Annotated in this window: 18 protein-coding genes, 1 pseudogene and 1 riboswitch; of the genes and pseudogenes, 6 read left to right on the top strand and 13 right to left on the bottom strand. The window is 74.0% G+C overall.

Going from position 1 to position 19,894, the window contains the following annotated elements; genetic code table 11:
• Positions 1-26: 26 nt before the first annotated feature.
• Entirely contained in the window at positions 27-590 is a 564-nt protein-coding gene (locus KDY119_RS16010) for a type 1 glutamine amidotransferase domain-containing protein (RefSeq protein WP_036947515.1), read from the bottom strand.
• 74 nt (positions 591-664) lie between these two features.
• Between KDY119_RS16010 and KDY119_RS16005 the strand changes: the two genes are divergently transcribed.
• Positions 665-1,927 (top strand): MFS transporter, encoded by a 1,263-nt coding sequence (locus KDY119_RS16005; protein WP_227994392.1) that lies wholly within the window; start codon positions 665-667, stop codon positions 1,925-1,927.
• Here KDY119_RS16005 and KDY119_RS16000 read toward each other — a convergent pair.
• Entirely contained in the window at positions 1,924-2,739 is an 816-nt protein-coding gene (locus KDY119_RS16000; protein ID WP_227994391.1) for an MBL fold metallo-hydrolase, read from the bottom strand. The genes KDY119_RS16005 and KDY119_RS16000 overlap by 4 nt on opposite strands.
• A gap of 34 nt (positions 2,740-2,773) precedes the next feature.
• Between KDY119_RS16000 and KDY119_RS15995 the strand changes: the two genes are divergently transcribed.
• A complete protein-coding gene (locus tag KDY119_RS15995) occupies positions 2,774-3,415 on the top strand; it encodes a maleylpyruvate isomerase N-terminal domain-containing protein (RefSeq protein WP_051136321.1) in 642 nt (213 codons plus the stop codon).
• Positions 3,416-3,423: 8 nt separating this feature from the next.
• Here the strand turns inward: KDY119_RS15995 and KDY119_RS15990 are convergent, their stop codons facing one another.
• Positions 3,424-4,626 (bottom strand): O-succinylhomoserine sulfhydrylase, encoded by a 1,203-nt coding sequence (locus tag KDY119_RS15990; RefSeq protein ID WP_051136437.1) that lies wholly within the window; start codon positions 4,624-4,626, stop codon positions 3,424-3,426.
• A gap of 83 nt (positions 4,627-4,709) precedes the next feature.
• Entirely contained in the window at positions 4,710-5,141 is a 432-nt protein-coding gene (locus KDY119_RS15985; protein WP_153022536.1) for a rhodanese-like domain-containing protein, read from the bottom strand.
• Between the two features lie 243 nt (positions 5,142-5,384).
• Positions 5,385-5,525, top strand: a riboswitch (SAM riboswitch).
• A gap of 37 nt (positions 5,526-5,562) precedes the next feature.
• On the opposite strand from KDY119_RS15985, the gene KDY119_RS15980 reads away from it, so the two are divergent.
• Positions 5,563-7,008, top strand: coding sequence for an aminotransferase class V-fold PLP-dependent enzyme (locus KDY119_RS15980; protein WP_153022535.1), 1,446 nt, complete (start codon positions 5,563-5,565; stop codon positions 7,006-7,008).
• 10 nt (positions 7,009-7,018) lie between these two features.
• Complete coding sequence (locus KDY119_RS15975) at positions 7,019-7,525, top strand: DUF1990 family protein (protein WP_153022533.1); 507 nt, start codon at positions 7,019-7,021, stop codon at positions 7,523-7,525.
• On the opposite strand, the gene KDY119_RS15970 is transcribed toward KDY119_RS15975, so the two are convergent.
• On the bottom strand, positions 7,509-8,237 hold the full coding sequence (locus KDY119_RS15970; protein WP_083890667.1) for a DUF998 domain-containing protein: 729 nt from the start codon (positions 8,235-8,237) through the stop codon (positions 7,509-7,511). The genes KDY119_RS15975 and KDY119_RS15970 overlap by 17 nt on opposite strands.
• Positions 8,238-8,273: 36 nt before the next feature.
• Positions 8,274-8,984 carry a response regulator gene (locus KDY119_RS15965; protein WP_036947514.1) on the bottom strand — a complete coding sequence of 237 codons (711 nt, stop codon included), beginning with the start codon at positions 8,982-8,984 and terminating at the stop codon, positions 8,274-8,276.
• Positions 8,985-9,028: 44 nt separating this feature from the next.
• Between KDY119_RS15965 and KDY119_RS15960 the strand changes: the two genes are divergently transcribed.
• On the top strand, positions 9,029-10,267 hold the full coding sequence (locus tag KDY119_RS15960; protein ID WP_227994390.1) for a sensor histidine kinase: 1,239 nt from the start codon (positions 9,029-9,031) through the stop codon (positions 10,265-10,267).
• 36 nt (positions 10,268-10,303) lie between these two features.
• On the opposite strand, the gene KDY119_RS19235 is transcribed toward KDY119_RS15960, so the two are convergent.
• The 4 genes and pseudogenes from KDY119_RS19235 to KDY119_RS15945 all read right to left on the bottom strand — a co-directional run bounded on the left by KDY119_RS19235 (position 10,304) and on the right by KDY119_RS15945 (position 15,879).
• Entirely contained in the window at positions 10,304-12,058 is a 1,755-nt protein-coding gene (locus tag KDY119_RS19235) for a dipeptide ABC transporter ATP-binding protein (RefSeq protein WP_227994704.1), read from the bottom strand.
• A gap of 81 nt (positions 12,059-12,139) precedes the next feature.
• Positions 12,140-12,958 (bottom strand): annotated as a pseudogene (locus KDY119_RS19230) (ABC transporter permease); the annotation flags it as partial.
• A 64-nt stretch (positions 12,959-13,022) separates the two neighbouring features.
• On the bottom strand, positions 13,023-14,138 hold the full coding sequence (locus KDY119_RS15950) for an ABC transporter permease (protein ID WP_083890666.1): 1,116 nt from the start codon (positions 14,136-14,138) through the stop codon (positions 13,023-13,025).
• A 76-nt stretch (positions 14,139-14,214) separates the two neighbouring features.
• The gene (locus KDY119_RS15945) at positions 14,215-15,879 is read right to left on the bottom strand and encodes an ABC transporter substrate-binding protein (RefSeq protein ID WP_036947512.1); all 1,665 of its coding nucleotides are present in this window, start codon (positions 15,877-15,879) and stop codon (positions 14,215-14,217) included.
• A gap of 359 nt (positions 15,880-16,238) precedes the next feature.
• Between KDY119_RS15945 and KDY119_RS15940 the strand changes: the two genes are divergently transcribed.
• Positions 16,239-16,811 (top strand): GNAT family N-acetyltransferase, encoded by a 573-nt coding sequence (locus KDY119_RS15940; RefSeq protein ID WP_036947511.1) that lies wholly within the window; start codon positions 16,239-16,241, stop codon positions 16,809-16,811.
• Positions 16,812-16,815: 4 nt separating this feature from the next.
• Here the strand turns inward: KDY119_RS15940 and KDY119_RS15935 are convergent, their stop codons facing one another.
• From KDY119_RS15935 to KDY119_RS15925, 3 genes are read right to left on the bottom strand one after another with little or no spacing between them, the layout of a single operon-like run.
• The gene (locus KDY119_RS15935) at positions 16,816-17,418 is read right to left on the bottom strand and encodes a pentapeptide repeat-containing protein (RefSeq protein ID WP_036947510.1); all 603 of its coding nucleotides are present in this window, start codon (positions 17,416-17,418) and stop codon (positions 16,816-16,818) included.
• A 54-nt stretch (positions 17,419-17,472) separates the two neighbouring features.
• Positions 17,473-18,483: a MaoC family dehydratase gene (locus KDY119_RS15930; protein ID WP_227994389.1), complete on the bottom strand. Its 1,011-nt coding sequence runs from the start codon at positions 18,481-18,483 to the stop codon at positions 17,473-17,475.
• Positions 18,480-19,877, bottom strand: a complete 1,398-nt coding sequence (locus tag KDY119_RS15925; RefSeq protein WP_036947509.1) for a 3-oxoacyl-ACP reductase — start codon at positions 19,875-19,877, stop codon at positions 18,480-18,482. The genes KDY119_RS15930 and KDY119_RS15925 overlap by 4 nt, the downstream gene beginning before the upstream one ends.
• Between the last annotated feature and the right edge of the window lie 17 nt (positions 19,878-19,894).

Below are 19,894 nucleotides of genomic sequence, written 5' to 3'. Positions count from 1 at the left end.
TCGGCCGGGCGCGCCGCGCGGCGGCGTCAGTCCGCGCTCAGGAGCTCGTCGATCGCGCCGAGGAAGTCGTCGAGGTCGTCGGGGTCGCGCGAGGTGACGAGCGGGTAGCGCGTCGCGTCCCGCACCACCGACGTGTCCGTCCACGACGCGACGCCCGCGTTGCGCAGATCCGTCTGCAGGGACGCGTACGACGTGACGTCCTTGCCCTCGATCACCCCCGCCGACACGAGCGCCCACGGTCCGTGGCAGATCGCCGCGATCGGCTTGCCGGCGTCCGCGAACGCCCGGACGACGTCGAGCGCGTCGTCGTCGAGCCGCAGGCTGTCCGCGTTGAGCGTGCCGCCCGGGACGAGGAGCAGGTCGTACGCGTCGGGGTCGGCCGCGGCGATCGTCGTGTCGGGCTGGACGGTGCGGCCGGGGTCCTTGTCGCCCACGAGGGTCTCGATCGGGTCGGCGGACACGGCGGCCACGGTGACCTCGGCCCCGTCGTCGCGCAGGTGCTCGACGGGCACGACGAGCTCGTCCTGCTCGACCCCGTAGTTCGTGACGATCGCCAGCACGCGGCGTCCGTCGAGGTCGGCGTCAGGCATGGTGTGCTCCCTCCGTGTGGTGTTCTTCACCGTAGGCACGGTCCGGGACCGGTCGCAGCGCAGGCGGCAGTAGCGTGGAACGGCCCGCCCGCCCCCGCCCCGGAAGGATCGCCGCCACGGAACCCGCAGCCGCGCCGTCGCCGTGGGAGGGCCACACCCGGGGGTCCCGCGGCTACCGGCGCATCCTGGTCGCGCTGTTCGCGGCCGGTGTCGCGACGTTCGCGCAGCTCTACTCGCTCCAGGGCGTGCTCCCGCTGCTCGCCGCCGACCTGCACGTGAGCGCACCCCGCGCGGCGCTCACCGTCTCGGCGGCCACGCTCGGGCTCGCGGTCGCCGTCGTGCCGTGGTCCGCGGTCGCGGACCGCTGGGGGCGTGTGCGGGCGATGAGCGTGAGCACGGTCTCCGCGACGGTGCTGGGTCTCGTGGTCCCGTTCGTCCCCGGTCTCGGTCCGGTGCTGGTCGTCCGGTTCTTCGAGGGTGCGGCGCTCGCCGGGCTGCCCGCGGTGGCCGTCGCGTACCTCGCGGAGGAGGTGCACCGGCTGCACGTCCCGGGGGCCGCCGGGACGTACGTGGCGGGCACGACGATCGGCGGGCTCCTCGGCCGGCTCGTCGCCGGGCCGGTCGGGGAGGCGACGTCGTGGCGCGTCGGCGTGCTCGCCGTCGCGGTCCTCGCCGCTGCGGCGACGGCCGTGTTCCTCACGCTGGTCCCGCCCGCGCGGCGGTTCTCACCGGTGGCCCGGGGACAGGGGCCGGGGTTGGGCGCGAACCTCCTCGCGAACCTGCGGCGCCCCGACATGCTCGTGCTGTTCTGGCAGGGCTTCGCACTCATGGGCGGGTTCGTCGCGGTCTACAACTACCTGGGCTTCCGGCTCGAGGCGCCGCCCTTCGACCTGCCGCAGGCCGCCATCAGCCTCCTGTTCCTCGCCTACCTCGCCGGGACGGTGTCGTCGCGCACCTCGGGGCGGCTCGTCGAGCGACTCGGTCGGCGGACCGCGCTCGTGGGGTCGATCGCCGTCGAGCTCGTCGGGCTCGCGCTCACGCTCGTCGCCTGGCTCCCGGTCGTGCTCGTCGGACTCCTGGTCTTCACCGCCGGGTTCTTCGGGGCGCACGCCGTCGCGTCGGGGTGGACGGGCCAGCGTGCGCCGCAGGGCCGGGCGCAGGCGACCAGCCTGTACAACCTCTTCTACTACGCCGGGTCGAGCGTCGTCGGCTGGGTGGCGGGGTACGCGTTCGCGTCGCACGGGTGGGGTGCGCTGGGCGTCCTCGTCGGGGGGCTCGCGGTGTCGGCCGCGGTGCTGGCGGCGCTCGTCCTGCGCCCGTTGCCCGGTCCTCGCTAGTTCGAGCCGCGGGCGAGGTAGCGCAGCTGGACCCGTACGCTCTGCGTCGCGGCGGGCAGCAGCCCCACCTCCACGTCCGGGTACACCCGGCCGACGACGGCGCTCACCACGGCGTCGTCCGTCGCCGTCGGCAGCACGAGGGTGTCGAGCGCGGCCCGCACCTCGTCGAGCCGCTCGAGCCGGTGCGTCCGGTACGCGGAGACGCGCGCCGCGAGGTCCTCGATCGCGGGACCGTGCCCGGGGAGCCCGACGACGGGCGTCGTCGTCGTCGCGCAGACCGCGGCCAGCCGGTCGAGCGACGCCAGGTAGTCGCCGAGGTCCCCTCCGTCGCGCTCCATCAGCACCGTCGACCCGGCGCCCAGCACGGTGTCGCCCGTGAGGAGCGCGCGGTCCGAGGGCAGGTGGAGGCTCACCGAGTCGGACGTGTGCCCGGGCGTCGCGAGGATCCCGATCGGCAGGCCGTCGACGTCGAGGACCTCGCCGTCGCGCAGCGGCTCCGCGTCCGGGGAGCAGAGCTCGGGCAGGACGGCACGCAGCGGCGCTCCGACGGCCCCCGCGAACAGCGCCGCCCCGGCCGTGTGGTCGGCGTGCCGGTGCGTGACGACGACGCCTGCCACCCAGCCCCTGCCGTCTCCGAGCGCGACCTCGGCGACCCGCGCGAGGTGGGCTGCGTCGTCGGGCCCGGGGTCCACGACGAGACAGGCGCGCGCGCCGGGCGCCCGGAGCACCCAGGTGTTGGTGCCGTCGAGGGTCATGGGGCCGGGGTTGTCGGCGCGGACGAGGGTCGCGGAGGGCGTCGGTGCGGCGGTCACCGTCCCATCCTCGCGCGCGGGGGAGGATGAGGTCATGACGATCGCGTCCCCCGACCAGGCCGAGCTGTACCTCGCCCGCATCACCGACTCTCACCGCCGCCTGCTCGACGACCTCGACCTCGAACCCCTCGACCCTGCGGCGCCCACGCGACTGCCCGGCTGGACGGTCGGGCATCTCCTCACGCACCTCGCCCGCAACGCCGACGGCACGGCCCGCATGGCGGTGGCCGCAGCGATCGGCGTCACCACGGAGAAGTACGTCGGCGGCGCCGCGGGCCGCGAGGCGGAGATCGAGCTCGGCGCGGGCCGCGACTGGGCGGCGCTCCTCGCGGACGTCGAGGTCAGCGCCGTCGCGTGCGACGTGACGCTCTCAGCGCTCCCGGACGAGGTCTGGGCGGGCGAGGTGTCGACGCCGCACGAGACGTACCCCGCGATGCGGCTCCTGATGTCGCGCTGGCGCGAGGTCGAGGTGCACCGGCTCGACCTCGGCGGTGACCACCACAGCGGGCAGTGGCCCGGGGACTTCGCGCGCACGTTCCTGCCGGACGAGCTCGCCCTGCTCCCGACGCGCGCGCCGGGCGTCGCGGTGCCCGACGGGATCGCCGACCACGAGGTCCTCGCGTGGCTGCTCGGCCGAGGCGGCCCCGACCTCCCGGAGCTGCCGGCCTGGGGCTGAGCCCCGGCCTACCTCGCGGCGAGCGCCTGCTCGACGTCCTCGATCAGGTCGAGCGGGTCCTCGAGGCCCACGGACAGGCGCACGGTGGTCTCCGCGATCCCGACGGCGGCCCGCCCCTCGGCGCCGAGCTTGCGGTGCGTCGTGGTGGCGGGGTGGGTGATGAGGGACTTGGCGTCGCCGAGGTTGTTGGAGATGTCGACGACCTGGAGGGCGTCGAGGAACGCGAACGTGCGCTTCTTGGCGTCCTCGGGCCCGGTGCCCTCGGGGACGTCGAGGTCGAACGTCACGACGGTCCCGCCGCCGGCCTGCTGCGCGCGGGCCAGCTCGACCTGCGGGTGCGAGTCGAGGAACGGGTAGCGGACGCGGGCGATCCCGGGCAGGGACTCGAGGGCCGTCGCGACCTGGAGCGCGGCGTCGTTCTGGGCGCGCACCCGGACGGGCAAGGTCTCGAGGCCCTTGAGCAGCACCCACGCGTTGAACGCGGACAGCGACGGCCCGGTGTTGCGGACGAACGTCTGGACGGGTCCCTCGAGGAACTCCGCCGAGCCGAGGATCGCGCCGCCGAGCACCCGGCCCTGGCCGTCGATGTGCTTCGTCGCGGAGTACACGACGACGTCCGCGCCCAGCTCGAGCGGCTTCTGCAGGACGGGTGTCGCGAAGACGTTGTCGAGCACGACGACGGCGCCCGCGCGGTGCGCGAGGTCGGTCACCGCGCGTACGTCGACGAGGTCCTGCATGGGGTTGGACGGCGTCTCGAAGAACACGACGTCGGCCGGGGTGGCGAGCGCCTCCTCCCACTGGGAGAGGACGTGCCCGTCGACGTAGTCGACCTGGACGCCCCACTTGGCGAAGATCTCCTCGTAGATCACGACCGTCGACCCGAACAGGGCGCGCGCCGACACGATCCGCGAGCCCTGCCCGACGAGCGCCGCGAGCGCCGTGAACACGGCCGACATGCCGGATGCCGTGGCGTAGCAGGCCTCGGCGCCCTCGATGAGGCGCAGGCGCTCCTCGAACGTGTGCACGGTCGGGTTGCCGTAGCGGGAGTAGACGAACCGCTCCTGCTCGCCCTTGAAGGCGGCCTCGGCGTCGGCGGCCGAGTCGTAGACGTAGCCCTGGGTGAGGAACAGGCCCTCGGAGGTCTCGGCGTAGTCGGAGCGGCGGTGGCCGCCGCGCACCGCGAGGGTCGCGGGACGCGCGGTCGCGGGCAGCGGGCCGCGGCCGGAGCCGCCGAAGAGGACCTCGTTGGCGCGGGGGCCGGTGGGGATGCCGCCCTCGGGCAGCGGCGACGGGCTCACTGCTGCTTCCAGGGGAGTCCGGCGACCTTCCAACCCTCACGGTTGCGGACGCCGTCGAGCCCGGGAGCGCCCTCGAAGCCCTCGAGGACGTTGTACGAGGGGCCGATCCCGGCCTGCGTGGCGAGCCGCGCGGCGCCGATGGAACGCTGGCCGGAGCGGCACAGGAACACGACGGGGCCGCCCTCGACGCCCGCGGCCTGGAGCGCGTCGAGGAACGCCGGGTTGGGGCGGCCGTCGTTGGTGACCCACTCGTCGAACACGGTCTCCTTGCCGAGCTCGGCGGTGTCGGGGACGCCGATCGTGCGCCACTCACCGTCGGTGCGCACGTCGACGAGGACGGCGGACGGGTCGTCGCGCAGCAGGTCCCAGGCCTGCTGGGGGGTGATGTCGCCGGCATACCCGTCGGCGGGTCGGGCGGTCACGCTCATGAGGCCTCCTCCGGCGCGTCGCGCACGACGCGCCCCATCGGTCGTGGCGTTAGCACCCTCGGCCGGGCCCGCGCCTAGGGGGGCGACGGGTCCGCGGGTTGCTGCGGCGTCGTCGTGCCACGTCACTCGGCCGCTCCGGATGGACCTTGCGATCGTACGCGCGCCACCCACGGTGTCCCACATCGCGAGACGTTCCGCCCGGCCGTTGACACTCCTCGCCTTGCTCGCGGAGCATGGACGCCAGGTCATGAGCGCCAGCCGCTCGTCCGACGTCCGTCGGTCGCGCACAGCCCCGGCTTGCTGGCCGGCAACCCTCCTCCTGCGGCGGGGTGCCCCGGGTGACGACCAGGCCCACGCCGCGGCGGCGTCGGGCAAGCGCGGGGGCGGCCGACGGCCGCGCCCCCTGGACCCAGGAGGCACCATGACGACCACCGACACCCTGACCTGTCCGACGCCCGTGGCACCGGCCACCGCCGGGCCGCTGCTGCCCGTCGTCGGCTCCGACACGCTTGTCCCGCTCGTCGACGGCCGCAGCGTCCCGTACGCGAACCTCGACGTCGCTGCGTCCGCGCCTGCGCTGCGTTCGGTCGCGGACCGGGTCGCCGAGGTCCTGCCGCTGTACGCGAGCGTGCACCGCGGCGCGGGCTACCTCTCGCAGGTCTCGACCGCGCTCTACGAGGCGTCCCGTCAGGGGATCGGGGCGTTCGTGGGCGCCCGGGCCGACGACGTCACGGTCGTCGTCCGCAACACCACCGACGCGACCAACCTGCTCGCCGGGTGCGTGCCGGCGGCCGCGTCGGGAGCGCCCGGGCGGGTGCTCGTCCTCGACACCGAGCACCACGCGAACCTCCTGCCGTGGCGCGGGGTGAGCGGCGCGGCGGTGCGCGCCACGACGGTCCAGGCGGCGCCGAGCGTCGCCGCGACCCTCGACGCGCTGCGCGGCGAGCTCGCCGGGGCACGCTCGGCCGGCGACCCGTACGCGCTGGTCGCGGTGACCGGGGCGTCCAACGTCACCGGGGAGTCGCTGCCCGTCGCGGAGCTGGTCGCGCTCGCGCACGACGCCGGGGCCCGCCTGTTCCTCGACGGCGCCCAGCTCGTCCCGCACCGCCGCTTCTCGCTCGCGGCGTCGGGCGTCGACTACGTCGCGTTCTCCGGCCACAAGACCTACGCGCCGTACGGCGCCGGAGCGCTCGTGGGGCGGCGCGACTGGCTCGACGCAGGCACGCCCTACCTGGCCGGCGGCGGAGCCGTCCGCAACGTCACGGTCGACGACGTCGTGTGGCAGACCGCGCCTGCGCGTCACGAGGCGGGGTCGCCCAACGTCCTGGGAGCGGTCGCGCTCGCGGCGGCCTGCGGCACTCTCGGAGCCCTCGACCCGGAGGCGCTGGTCGAGCACGAGCGTGCGCTGCGCGAACGGCTCGTCGCCGGGCTCGAGGCCGTCCCCGGCGTGCGCGTCGTGCGGGTGTGGGAGGACGCCGTCGACCCGGTCGGCGTCGTGACGTTCTCGGTCGACGACCACGACCCGGGCCTCGTTGCCGCCTATCTGTCGGCCGAGCACGGCATCGGCGTGCGCGACGGGCGCTTCTGCGCGCACCCGCTGCTGCGTCGCCTCGGCCACGCGGCGGGCGCGATCCGCGCGAGCGTCGGTGTGGGCACGGCCGGCGAGGAGGTCGAGCGCCTGCTCGCCGCGCTCGAGACGTTCGTGACCGACGGGCCGTCCGCGCGCTACGCCGTGGTGGACGGGCTCTGGGTCGTCGAGGACGACCCGCGCCCGCTGCCCGAGGCGTCGGGGCTCTCGGGGCTCGTCGCGACCGCCGCGGCGGGTTTCATCGCGGAGTCCGCGGGCTGCGGTCCGGCGCTCGACTAGCGTCGCCGGTGTGATCCTGCCCGACCCCCGCGCCGCCTGGTCCGGACCCCCGCTCGGGCGCGCCCGCGCGCTGCACGTGAGCGGCGTCGTCGGGCACGGGGCCGGGGCCTTCGCGCGGGCGGCGGACGCCATCGCGACGTGGCGCATGCACGACGGCGCGGGCGTGCGCGTGCGCGACCCCTCGGGTGGTCCCCCGGCCCGGGCAACGGTGGGGGTGCGCGTCCGGGTCGGGCTCGGCCCGCTCCCGCTGGGGGGAACCTGCCGGGTCGTGGACGCAGGCCGGGACGACCGGGAGGCCTGGGTGCTCTACGCCACGGAGCCTGACCACGTCGAGCAGGGCACCGAGCGCTTCGCCGTCCTGCTCGACGACGACGGCGACGTCCGTGGGGACGTCGCCGCCTGGTCGCAGCCGCGTGCGTGGCCGCTGCGCGCGGCCGGACCGGTCGGGCGCCTCGGGCAACGGACGATCGCCCACCGCTACCTGAGCGCCCTCGCCCGGCTCAGCCGGCCGGGGTGAGCCGCGCCGTCGGACGCGTGGCCCGCAGCACGCCCACGCCGAGCGCCACGATCCCGGCCGCGCCGAACGCCGCCGTCAGCCGCTCGAACAGGCCGCCGGGGCCGTCGGAGCTGAAGATCCCGGTCGCTGCGAGCAGCACGAAGAGCACGACGCCGAACCAGCGGGCCGGCCGCGCCCACGACGCCCACCGCGGGAGCCGACGCATCGCGGACGCCAGCACGAACGCCGACGCCACCATGACCACGAGCCCGACGGTCGTCAGGGTGCTGTCGAGGGTGCCGCCGAAGTTCGCGACCTGGTCGGACGACGAGCACGAGGGGTCGGCCCGCTGGCACGCGAGCCGCTCGAACGGCGTGAGGACGTCCCCGAGCCCGAACACCGACAGCGCGAGGAGCGCGCAACCGATCTTCGCGGGGACGCCGGCGCCGCGGAGGGCCGGCCACAGCGAGAAGGCAACGAACCCGACGGCCGCGATCCCCGCCGCGGTGATCACGACGAGCAGGAACCAGGCGTGGGGCGCGGTCACCGCGTACATGTCGCTGACGGAGTGGTCGATCGCGCTGTAGCCGGGGACCTGCCACGTCCGGGCGATCAGGAACGCGGCCACGAACGCGACGTGCGTGGCGATGACAGCCCACGACCAGAAGCGTGCGCGGCTCCGGGCCGCGGGGCGCAGGTCGGCGGTAGGGGTGCTGGGAGTTGTCGTCGTCATGCCCGCAACGCTACGAACGGGCATCGCGGCGGGACGTCACCCCCGGGTGGACAGTCCGGTGTCCCCGTCGGGGGACACCAGGCCCAGCCGGTACGCCAGGACCACGGCCTGGACCCGGTCGCGCAGGTCCAGCTTGGTGAGGATCCGCGAGACGTACGTCTTCACGGTCTCGCGGCTCACGACGAGCTCGTCGGCGATCTCCGCGTTGGACAGACCGCGGGCGATCAGGGTGAGCGCCTCGAGCTCGCGCGGCGCCAACGCCGCCAGGGGGCCGTCGTCGGGGGACGTCGGGGCGGCGGGCTTGATCCGGGTCGCGTACCGGCCGATGAGCTGCCGGGTCACGCTGGGGGCGAGGAGCGACTCCCCGGCCGCGACCGTGCGGACGGCCTCGACGAGCTGGTCCGGGGTGGCGTCCTTGAGCAGGAAGCCGCTCGCGCCCGCCCGCAGCGCCTCGTACACGTTCTCGTCGGTGTGGAACGTCGTCACGACCAGCACCTTCGCCGGGGTCGCGGCGTCCGGACCGGCCAGGACGCGCGTCGCCTCGATCCCGTCGACCCCGGGCATGTGGACGTCCATCACGACGACGTCCGGGTGTCGCTCGCGGGCCAGCCGGACCGCGGAGGCGCCGTCGGCGGCCTCACCGACGACGTCGAACCCGTACCCCGCGAAGATGGTCGCGTAGCCGGCACGGACGAGGGCCTGGTCGTCGCAGACGAGCACGCGGACGGGGCGGTCGGGGTCGGTCATGGACGCTCCCGGGTCGGGGTGCGGTCTCTGAGTAGGGTGACCGCGTGATCGTGGGGGAGCGTACCGGAGGGCGGGGCGGGGCCGTCGGTGCGCTGCGCGAACGGTGGCGGACCTGGCCGGTCACGGCGCGCGACGGCGTCCTCGCGGTCGCGCTGGCCGTCGCGGCCTACGTCCCGGGGGTCGCGCTGCAGGGGATCGCGTTCGCCGAGCTCCCGGAGCACCGGGCGGGTCCGCTGCGGGTGCTCCTGGTCCTGCTCCAGACGTTGCCGCTCGCGCTACGTCGCACCCGGCCCGCCGTGGCGCTGGCCGTGATCGGCGTGGCCTTCGCGGTCGACCAGTCCGTCGGCTACCCGCCGACCGTCGCGTCGCTCGGCCTCCTCGTCGCCCTGTACAGCGCGGGCGCGTACCAGGATCGGCGCCGCGTCCTCCTCGCCGTCGCCACCGTCACGGCGTATGCGGCGCTCTGCCTCGTGGCGCACGCGCGCCGGTCGCCCGACCATCTCGTCGACTTCGTGTCGTTCGCGCTCGTCCTCGTGCTCTGCTGGGGCGCCGGGTCCTGGATGCGGTGGCGGGCCGCGGCCGAGACCGAGCGCCGTCGGAGGGAGGCGGCCGCCGCCGTCGTCGACGAGCGCGTGCGGCTCGCTCGCGAGCTGCACGACGTCGTCACGCACCACGTCACGGCCATGGTCGTGCAGGCCGACGCGACCCAGGTCCTCCTCCGGCCCGGGGCGCCCGACGACGCGGCCGCCCGGGACCGGGCACGCGACAGCCTCGTCGCGATCAGCGGGACCGGCCGTCAGGCGCTCGCCGAGCTGCGGCAGCTCCTCGGTCTGCTGCACGCGGGCGAGGGGGGTGACGCGCCCGGGAGCCCGGGGCTCGCGGGGCTGCGGGACCTCGTCGACAGGGCGCGTGCCGCCGGCCAGCAGGTCGAGCTGGACGACGGCGGCGCCACCGCGCAGGGCGTGGGCGCCCGGCTCGGTCCCGCGGCCGAGCTGGCGGTGTACCGGGTCGTTCAGGAAGGCCTGACGAACGCCGTCAAGCATGCCGCGGGCTCGCGCACCACCGTCCGGGTCCGGCACGACGACGCCGGGGTGAGCGTCGAGGTGAGGACCGACGGCCACACGGCCGGGTCGGCGCCCCCGGTGGCCGGCGGAGGCCGTGGGCTCGCGGGGCTGCGCGGGCGGGTCGCCGGGCTGGGCGGTGAGCTGCGCTCGGGTCCGACGCCGGACGGCGGCTTCGTCCTCGAGGCGCGGCTGCCCGCCCGCGCGGCGGCCGACGCCTGAGCGTCGGGCCGCAGCGCCCAGCCGCGGCGCTCAGCGTCATCCCCTGGCGGCGAGCCGCTCCGTGCGTCGTCGGGCCTGCTCGACCGGGTCCGGGACGGGGACGGACGCGACGAGCCGCTGGGTGTAGGGGTCCTCGGGCCTTCGCAGGACGGTCGCGGGGCTTCCCTCCTCGACCACGCGGCCCCGGTGGAGCACCGCGATGCGGTCGGCCACCTGGTCCACGACCGCGAGGTCGTGGCTGATGAACAGGCACGCGAAGCCGAGCCGTGCGTGCAGGTCGGCGAACAGCTCGAGGACGCGGGCCTGGACCGACACGTCGAGCGCGGACGTCGGCTCGTCCGCGATCACGAGGTCCGGCTCGAGGGCGAGCGCCCGGGCGAGGCTCGCGCGCTGACGTTGTCCGCCGGACAGCTCGTGCGGATAGCGGCGCGCGTGCTCGGCGGTGAGGTGGACGGACTCCAGCAGCTCGACGACCCGGTCGCGGGCCGCGGCGGGGTTCGCGGCACGCCCGTGGACGACCAACGGCTCCGCGACGCCGTCGCCGACGGTGAGCAGGGGGTTGAAGCTGGTCCCCGGGTCCTGGAACACGAACCCGATCCGTGGCCGGACCGCGCGCAGAGCACGGCCCCGTGCTCCTCGGACCTCGGTCCCGAGCACGCGCAGGCTCCCGCCGGTGGCCGGGGTGAGGCCCGCGATCGCGCGGCCGATGGTCGTCTTGCCGCTGCCGGACTCGCCGACGAGGCCCAGCACCTCGCCCGGCGCGAGCGTGAGGTCGACGTGGTCGACCGCGGTCGCGCCGGGTCTGCCGAGGCGGCCCGGGTACGTGACGACGAGCTCGCGCGCCTCGATGGCGGGCTGTCCCTGCGCCTGCGACCCCTGCGGGCGGTGGCGGCTGTTCGGCACGGGGGTCGCGGCCGGCGCCCCCGGGCGGGCGCTCGTCACGGGCTCCAGCGAGGGCACCGCGGCGAGCAGCTCGCGCGTGTACTCCTCCCGGGGGCTGCGGAACAGGTCGCGCACGGGCGCCTGCTCGACCACACGCCCGTCGTGCATCACCACGACGCGGTCGGCGAGGTCCGCGACGACCCCCATGTTGTGGGTGATGAGGAGGACGGACGCCCCGAACTCGTCACGGCAACGGCGCAGCAGGTCGAGGATCTCGGCCTGCACGGTGACGTCGAGCGCGGTCGTCGGCTCGTCGGCGACGATGAGCCCGGGGTCGAGGGCGAGCGCCATCGCGATCACGATGCGCTGCTTCTGGCCGCCCGAGAACTGGTGCGGGTAGTGGTCCACGCGGACCTCGGGCTCGGGGATGCCGACGCGCCGCAGCACGTCGACGGCCGCGGCGCGTCGCTCCGTGCGGCTGAGCCTCCGGTGCGCACGCAGGCCCTCCTCGATCTGCCAGCCGACCGGGTACACCGGGTTGAGGACGGCGGACGGCTCCTGGAAGACCATCGCGACGTCGGTGCCGCGCGCCTGCCGGAGGCCGGCGTGGTCGAGGCTCGCGACGTCGTAGGCGCGTTCGCGATCGCGTGACCGGAGGACGACGGCCCCGCGCGTCGTGGCGTTCTCGGGGAGCAGCCGCAGCACGCTGCGGGCGGTGACCGTCTTGCCGGAGCCCGACTCGCCGACGACCGCGAGGATCTCGCCCTGCCTGACCTCGAGCGAGACGTCGCGGACCGCTTCGACGGCGCCGTCGTCGGTCGCGAAGCTCACCGACAGGTCGCGGATGCTCACGACCGCGGGGGCGTCGTCCGCCCCGGCGCGCGCGGGATCGCTCTTCGTCGTCGTCATGCGGGGGACTCCGTCGGGTTCGAGGGCGCGGTCGTCGGCGGCACCGGCGGTGCGGCGCAGGCCGCGACGCCGGCGCAGGCGGGGGTCGGCGAGGTCGTTGAGGCTCTCGCCGACGAGCGTGATGCCGAGGACGGCGAGGACGATGGCGATCCCCGGCGGGATCGCGGTCCACCAGATGCCGCTCGTGACGTCGGCCAGCGCCTTGTTGAGGTCGTAGCCCCACTCGGCGGCGGCCGTCGGCTCGATGCCGAAGCCGAGGAACCCGAGCCCGGCGAGCGTCAGGATCGCCTCGGACGCGTTGAGCGTCACGATCACCGGCAGCGTGCGGGTCGAGTTCCGCAGCACGTGGCGGAGCATGATGCGCACGTCGCCGGAGCCGATCACGCGGGCGGCGTCGACGAACGCCTCGGTCTTGACGCGCAGCACCTCCGCGCGGACCACGCGCAGGTACTGGGGCACGAACACGACCGTGATCGACAGCGCCGCGGCGAGGATCCCTCCCCACAGCTGGGACTGCCCGTGCGAGATCACGATCGACAGGACGATGGCGAGCAGCAGGGACGGGAACGCGTAGATCGCGTCGGCGATCACGACCAGGATGCGGTCGAGCCAGCCGCCGAAGTACCCGGCGACGAGCCCGAGCGCGACTCCGACGAGGATCGACGCGACGATCGCGACGACGATCACGAGGACGGCCGTCCGTGCGCCGAAGAGAGTCCGGGACAGCACGTCGTAGCCGCCGACGGTCGTGCCGAGCAGGTGCGAGCCGCTCGGGTGCTGCTGGGCGCCGAACGGGCCGCCCGCGTCGCGGAGCTGGTTGAAGCCGTACGGCGCGAGGACCGGCGCGAACAGCGCGACGAGGACGAGCAGAGCGGTGAGGACGAGCCCGGTGACGAGCATGCCGCGCTGCAGGCCGGTGCTGCGTCGCAGCGGTCCGAGCGCACGCGTGAGGATCCGTGGCATCTCAGTACCTCACCCTCGGGTCGATGAGTGCGGCGACGACGTCGACGACGAAGTTGGTGACCGCGACGACGATGGCCAGGAGGACGACGATGCCCTGCACCGCGACGAAGTCCCGCGCCTGCAGGTACTGCGCGAGCATGAAGCCGAGCCCCTTCCACTCGAACGTGGTCTCCGTGAGGACGGCGCCGCCGAGCAGCATCGCGATCTGCAGGCCCATCACGGTGATGATCGGGATGAGGGCGGGCCGGTAGGCGTGCTTGCGCAGCAGCCGGCGCTCGCCGACGCCGCGGGACCGGGCTGCCTCGACGTACCCGCTCGAGAGCGTGCCGATCATGTTGGTGCGCACGAGCCGGAGGAACACGCCCCCGGTGAGCAGCCCGAGCGTGAGGGCCGGCAGGACGGCGTGCCTCAGGACGTCGCCGATGACCGACGGGTCGCCGAGCTGGATCGCGTCGACGATCGCGATGCCGCTCGGGTGCAGGAGGTCGGTGAAGGCGATCTCGGACGAGGTCGACGCCCGCCCGGCGACGGGCAGCCACCCGAGCCCGACGGCGAACACGAGCTTGAGCACCATGCCCGCGAAGAACACCGGGGTGGCGTACCCGAGGATCGCGAGGATCCGCAGCACGGCGTCGGGCCACCGGTCGCGGTGGCGGGCCGCGAGCATCCCGAACGGGATGCCGACCGCCAGGGCCACGACGAGAGCCCAGAACGTCAGCTCCAGGGTCGCGGTCCCGTACTGGGTGAGGACGTGCGTGACGGGCTGGTTGTCGCTGATCGTCGTCCCGAGGTCGCCGCGCAGGAGGTCGCCGAGGTACTCGACGTACTGCACGAGGACCGGCCGGTCGTAGCCCGCGGCGTGGACGCGCTCCGCGAGCTGGTCCGGCGTGAGCTTCCCTCCGAGCGACGCGGTGATCGGGTCGCCCGTGAGGCGCATCAGGAAGAAGACGAGCGTCACGAGGATGAACACCGTCGGCACGATCAGGAGCATCCGGATCAGCACGTAGCCGGCGAGCCCTCCGCCGCGTCGTCGTCGGCCGGGGTCCGCCGACGGCTCGGCGGAGCTGATGGGGAGCAGGGGGTCCGCCTCGGCGGCGAGGACTTCGGGTGTGGTCATGGGGGCACCTCTTCATGGAGGTCGGTGCGCCGGGGCGGGTGACCCGCCCCGGCGCAGCGACGGTGGTTCCGAGTCGTCAGCCCTTGGTGAGCGTGGCGTACCGGAACTTGAACGACGCGTCGAGCGTGGTGCCCTGGACGTCCTTGCGGACCACGGCGACCTGGTTGCCCTGCAGGAGCGGGACGGTCGACAGGTCCTTCGCGACGGTGTCCTGGATCTGCTTGATCTCGTCGGCGCGCTTCGCCGCGTCCTTCTCGGTGGCCTCGCCGAGGATCAGCTTGTTGACGGTGTCGTTCTGGTAGTGGTTGACCAGGAAGTCGTGCAGGTCCTGCGACGGGTCCTCGAGGAAGAACGGCGTCAGGTAGTTGTCGGCGTCGGAGTAGTCCGGGAACCACCCGAGCTGGTAGGCCGGGTAGACGTCGGAGGTGCGGTCCTTGGAGTACTGCACCCACTCGGTGGACTGCAGGTTGACCTGGAACAGGCCGCCGTTCTCGAGCTGGCTCTTGACGAGCGCGTACTCGTCACCCGAGCTCGGCCCGTAGTGGTCGGGGCTGTACTGCAGGTCGAGCTTGACCGGTGTCGTGACCCCTGCGTCCGCGAGGACCTGCTTGGCCTTGTCGAGGCTCGGTCCGCCGTTGCCGTCCCCGTACAGGCCTTTGAGCGAGTCGGTGGCTCCGGTGAGGCCCTGCGGCACGTACGAGTACAGCGGTGTGTAGGTGCCCTTGTAGACCTGGGAGGCGAGCTCGTCGCGGTCGACGAGGTCGGCGACGGCCTGCCGCACGGCGAGCGCCTTCTTCGGGTCGGCGTCCTTCTGCTTGGTGCCGTACGGCTGGGTGTCGAAGTTGAAGACGATGTAGCGGATCTCCCCGCCGGGGCCGTCGACGACGGACACCTTGTCGTCCTTCTTGAGCGAGTCGACGTCGGTGGCCGACAGGCTGCGGAACGCGACGTCGATGTTGCCCTGCTGGATGTCGAGCTTCAGGTTGGATGCGTCGGTGTAGTACTTGACGTCGACGGTGTCGTTCTTCGCGGCACCGAGCAGGCCCTGGTAGTCGGGGTTCTTCTTGTACTCGACGAGGCTGTTGAACTCGTACTTCGCGATCGAGTACTGCCCGGCGAACGGCTCGCCCTTGACGATGTCGGCGTCAGGCGTGAGCTTGTCCGCGGAGAAGACCTGCTCGTCGACGATCGGGCCGGCCGGGCTGGACAGCACCTGCGGGAAGGTCTGGTCGTTCGCCGACTTGAGGGTGAACACGACGGTCGTCGGGTCGGGCGCGGCGGTGCTCTTGAGGTTGAACAGGAGCGACGACGGGCCGTTCTTGTCCGCGATCTTGAGCTGGCGGTCGAACGTGAACTTCACGTCGCTGCTGGTCAGGTCGTGCCCGTTGGCGAACTTGAGCCCCGGCTTGAGCTTGACCGTGTACTGGGTCGGGGAGGTGAAGGACGCCGACTCGGCGATGTCCGGCTTCACGTCCGGGCTCCCGTAGGGGGTGTTCATGAGGAACGGGTAGACCTGGTTCTCCACCGCGAACGAGCCGTTGTCGTAGGAGCCTGCGGGGTCGATCGTCGTGATCTTGTCGGTGGTGCCGACGGTGATGGGACCGCTGCTCGTCGCGGGGCCCCCGGACGCGTCCGGGTCGTCCCCGCTCTTGGTGCCGCAGCTCGTCAGGGTGACGGCCACGGCGGCCACGGTCAGGACGGCCATGGCGCGTCCGGGCTTGCGGGTGAGGACGGGTGTCATCGTGCACTGCTCCCCTCGGGAAGCCCTCGCGGGCTCGTCGGATGCGGCCAGAGCCTGCGCACGGCAGACCCTGCGTGACACGGCGGCCGCACCCCTGCGGTGTCCCGGTCGGGACCCGGGCCGCTACGTCAGTGCCGGGTACTTTAGGTCGCCCTTGTTGCGATCCGGACGTGACGTGTTACTTGGCGGTACTTTGTCGATAACGATCTGACAACGACGGCCAGGAAAAGTCTCGAACGGACAACGCCTCGCCGATCTATCCGATACCGGTCTGGTCACCTCATCGACCGGGTGCTAGCGTCCGCGCCCCTGGGGCGCGCTCGCTCCGGAACCGTCGTGCCGCGTGGTGGGATGAGCCCGTGGAACACGACCTGACGCTCGCCGGGCACGGCGTCGCCCTGCGCCCTCTCTCTCCCGACGACGCCGCGGAGCTCCTCGCGCTCGTCGATGCCGCGTCCTGGCAGGGCTTCACGAGCCCCGTCCCACGAGACGAGGACACCCTGCGCAACTGGATCCACGCCTCGGTGACGACACCCGCGAAGCTCGCGTTCGCCGTCGTCGGCGACGGGGGCGAGCTGCGTGGGACGACGTCGTTCTACGACCTGTCCCGCGACCAGGGGCGCGTCGAGATCGGCAGCACCCTGTACGGGCGGGCGTGGTGGGGCGGGACGACGAACCCCGCGGCCAAGCTGCTGCTCTTCATGCATGCGTTCGAGACCTGGGGGCTCCAGCGCGTCGCGCTGCGGGCCGACGCCCGGAACGCCCGGTCGCTCGCGGCGATCGAGCGACTCGGCGCCGTCCGCGAGGGGGTGCTCCGGTCGCACCGGGTCGCCGGTGACGGCACGCGCGGCGACACGGTCTACTTCTCGGTGCTGGCCGACGAGTGGCCTGCCGTGCGGGCCGGGCTCGAGGCGCGGCTCGCGGGAGCCTGACCCGCTACTCGTCGACGACGAGACCCACGTGGTCCGTGAGCGCGGGCAGGAGATCGAGCGACTGGGACCCGGTGATCCGCGCGCCACGCAGGCCGCTGACGCCGCGGAGCACCCGGAGCGCGCCGGTCGCGAGGCCCGTGAGGTCGGCCCCGCTGAGCGTGGCGCGGTCCACGACCAGCTCGCGGACCGTGACGTCGCGGAGCACGAGCTTCGTCGCTCTTGCGCCGGTGAGGTCGAGCTCCCCGATCGTCACGCCGTCGAACGTGACGTCCGTGAGCCGTGCGTCGCGGAGGTTGAGGTAGTCGATCTTGCCGCCGGTGACCCGGACCCGCCGCCAGTCGGCGTCGAACGCGGGCATGCCGCCCAGGCGCGAGTCCCGCACGACGACGTCCAGCCAGTCCCCGGACGTGACGTCGAGCGTCGTGGCGCTCACCGTGTCGAGGGCGGTGTCGCTGAGGCGGGCGCGGCGCAGCACGACCTCGTCGAGCCGGACGCCGCGCCACCGGCACCCGTCGAGCCGGGCGTCCGTGCCGTCCTGCCCGGTGAGGTCGTCACCGTCGAGGGTGACGTCGTCGACGTAGGACTCGGGTTCCAGCACGAAGGGCATGGGCGCGATCCTGGCACGGGGGCACGACACCCGGCACGAGCCCACCGAGGTCGGTCAGCCGCGCGGCGTGACCGACCCGCTGAAGTGCGGCGTGCCCTTGCGCGCGTCCCAGCCCTCGTAGACCCAGGCTGCGCCGTCGGGCCGGACGGACACGTCGACGGTCCCGGGCAGCAGCACGGGCCTCGCGAACGAGACCGTCCAGTCGTAGGCGTCGCCGCGCTCACGTGCGAGCCCGGCGAGCGCGCGCGACGCCGTGTACATGCCGTGCGTGATGGCGCGCGGGAACCCGAACGCCCTCGCGGACAGCGCCGACAGGTGGATCGGGTTCCGGTCGCCCGAGACGGCTGCGTACCGGCGTCCGGTCGCGGCGTCGAGGGCCCACCGCCCGGTCGGCAGCGGGTGCTCGACCGAGCTGTCAGAAGCTGGCGCGGCCGTACCCCCGTGAGGTTCTGACGGCTCGGGGGCGCCGGGCAGCGTGACCCCCTTGGCCAAGTAGGTCGACACCCCGCGCCAGGCGGGCGCGTCGTCGGCGGGGTCGGTGCGCACCGCGGTCACGAGGTCCACCTGCGCCCCCCGGCGGTGGGGCCGCAGGTCCTGCGCCCACGCCCGCACCTCCAGCACGTCGCCGACGACGACGGGCCGCGCGACCTGCACCGCGTTGGCCAGGTGCACCATGCCGAGCAGCGGGAGGGGGAAGTCGTCGCGTGTCATCAGCGCCGTGGCGACGGGGAAGGCGAGCACGTGGACGAACCCCGCGGGCAGCACGTCCGACGCCGGCTCCCCGACGACCCGGTCGTACGCCGCGAGCCGCTCGCGCAGCGCAGGGTCGCCGGTGTCGACGCCCGCGACCCGGTAGCTCACCGGGGCGAGGAGGGACGCAGCGCCCGGCCCGAAGACGGTGGCACCTTCCGACGTGCGGCCGGGCAGGTGCCGGAGCAAGGGCTTCGCGACACCGCGGGCGTAGAGGCCGCCGAGACCTGGGACCTCGGCCATGGTGACGGTGATGCGCCCGTTCTCGTCGGCGCCGGGGTGGTCCGTGCGACGCGCGTGGGTCTCCTCGCTCACTGACCCACCAGGTTCTGCCCGCACACCCGAACGACCTGCCCGTTCACGCCGCCCGCGACGGGAGACGCGAGGAACGCGATGGTCTCGGCGACGTCGACGGGCAGCCCGCCCTGCTGGAGCGAGTCGAGCCGCCGCGCGACCTGCCGCGTGAGGGCGGGGATCTTCGCGGTCATCTCGGTCTCGATGAACCCGGGCGCGACCGCGTTCACGGTGCCACCGCTCGGCGCGAGCAGGGGCCCGGTCGCCCGGACCATGCCGATCACCCCGGCCTTGGAGGCGGCGTAGTTCGTCTGGCCGCGGTTCCCCGCGATGCCCGACGTCGACGCGAGCGACACGATCCGCGCCCCCTCGGCGAGCTTGCCGGACGCGAGGAGCTGCTCGTTCATCCGGAGCTGCGCGGCGATGTTCACCGCGACCACGGAGTCCCAGCGGTCGGGCGTCATGTTGGCGAGCAGCTTGTCGCGCGTGATCCCCGCGTTGTGCACGACGACGTCCAGGTGCCCGTGCCGCTCGAGCGCGTGCGCGAGCAGACGGTCGCCCGCGTCGGGGGCGGTGATGTCGAGCTGGAGCGCCGTGCCGCGGACCTGGTTGGCGACCTTCGCGAGCGCGTCCCCGGCGGCGGGTACGTCGACGCACACGACGGTCGCGCCGTCGCGGGCGAGCACCTTCGCGATGGCCGCACCGATGCCGCGCGCGGCACCCGTGACGACCGCGACCTTGCCGTCGAGCGGCTTCTCCCAACCGGAGCCCGCGCCCGGCAGGACGCCCGCGTCCGACGACACCGTGACGAGCTGCCCGTCGACGAAAGCGCTCTTCGACGAGAGGAAGAACCGGAGCAGCCCGGCCACCGACGGCCCGTCGAGCGTCGCGTCGCCGCTCAGCACGATCCCGTTCCCGGTCGCACCCGCGCGCAGCTCCTTCGCGACGGACCGGAGCACCCCGTCGATCCCGACGCGCACCGCGGAGAGCGCGGGGCCGTCGTCGGGCGTGGCGGCGCGGGAAACGGTGACGATGCGCCCGCTGGGCGCGATGCGCCGCAGCGTCGAGCCGAGCGCCAGCATCGGCCCGGACAGGTCGGCGGGTTCCTCGGCCTCGGTCAGCACGACGACGACGCCGGCCCAGCGGCCCCCGTCCTCGAGCTGGCTCGGGTGGCGGCGGACGTCGAGGCCCCAGCCGCTGAGCACGTGTGCGACGGCGTCGGCGTCCGGCGACGGGGCGGGCGCGTCGGGCGCGGGTGGCAGGTTGTCGCCGCGGCCCAGCACGAGCACAGGCCCGGTGACGAGCGGCTGACCCGGCTCGTACCGGCGCAGCACCGCGGGCCGGGGGAGCCCGAGCTGCTTCGCGAGCTTCTTGGTGACGCCGCTGTTGACGAGGCGCAGGTAGGTGTCGGTCACGGTGCTCCTTGTGTTCC

Origin of the sequence: Luteimicrobium xylanilyticum (assembly GCF_009429125.1) — a bacterium.
GTDB lineage: Bacteria > Actinomycetota > Actinomycetes > Actinomycetales > Cellulomonadaceae > Luteimicrobium > Luteimicrobium xylanilyticum.
Note: the sequence above shows the minus strand (reverse complement) of the source record. Positions and strands in the feature narration are given on the sequence as shown.

What these genes read in the sequence shown, in the direction of transcription:
- KDY119_RS16010 (WP_036947515.1), bottom strand. Translation starts at nt 590, where the DNA reads ATGCCTGACGCCGACCTCGACGGACGCCGCGTGCTGGCGATCGTCACG.
- KDY119_RS15995 (WP_051136321.1), top strand. Translation starts at nt 2,774, where the DNA reads ATGACGATCGCGTCCCCCGACCAGGCCGAGCTGTACCTCGCCCGCATC.
- KDY119_RS15985 (WP_153022536.1), bottom strand. Translation starts at nt 5,141, where the DNA reads ATGAGCGTGACCGCCCGACCCGCCGACGGGTATGCCGGCGACATCACC.
- KDY119_RS15980 (WP_153022535.1), top strand. Translation starts at nt 5,563, where the DNA reads ATGACGACCACCGACACCCTGACCTGTCCGACGCCCGTGGCACCGGCC.
- KDY119_RS15970 (WP_083890667.1), bottom strand. Translation starts at nt 8,237, where the DNA reads ATGACGACGACAACTCCCAGCACCCCTACCGCCGACCTGCGCCCCGCG.
- KDY119_RS15965 (WP_036947514.1), bottom strand. Translation starts at nt 8,984, where the DNA reads ATGACCGACCCCGACCGCCCCGTCCGCGTGCTCGTCTGCGACGACCAG.
- KDY119_RS19235 (WP_227994704.1), bottom strand. Translation starts at nt 12,058, where the DNA reads ATGACGACGACGAAGAGCGATCCCGCGCGCGCCGGGGCGGACGACGCC.
- KDY119_RS15950 (WP_083890666.1), bottom strand. Translation starts at nt 14,138, where the DNA reads ATGACCACACCCGAAGTCCTCGCCGCCGAGGCGGACCCCCTGCTCCCC.
- KDY119_RS15945 (WP_036947512.1), bottom strand. Translation starts at nt 15,879, where the DNA reads ATGACACCCGTCCTCACCCGCAAGCCCGGACGCGCCATGGCCGTCCTG.
- KDY119_RS15935 (WP_036947510.1), bottom strand. Translation starts at nt 17,418, where the DNA reads ATGCCCTTCGTGCTGGAACCCGAGTCCTACGTCGACGACGTCACCCTC.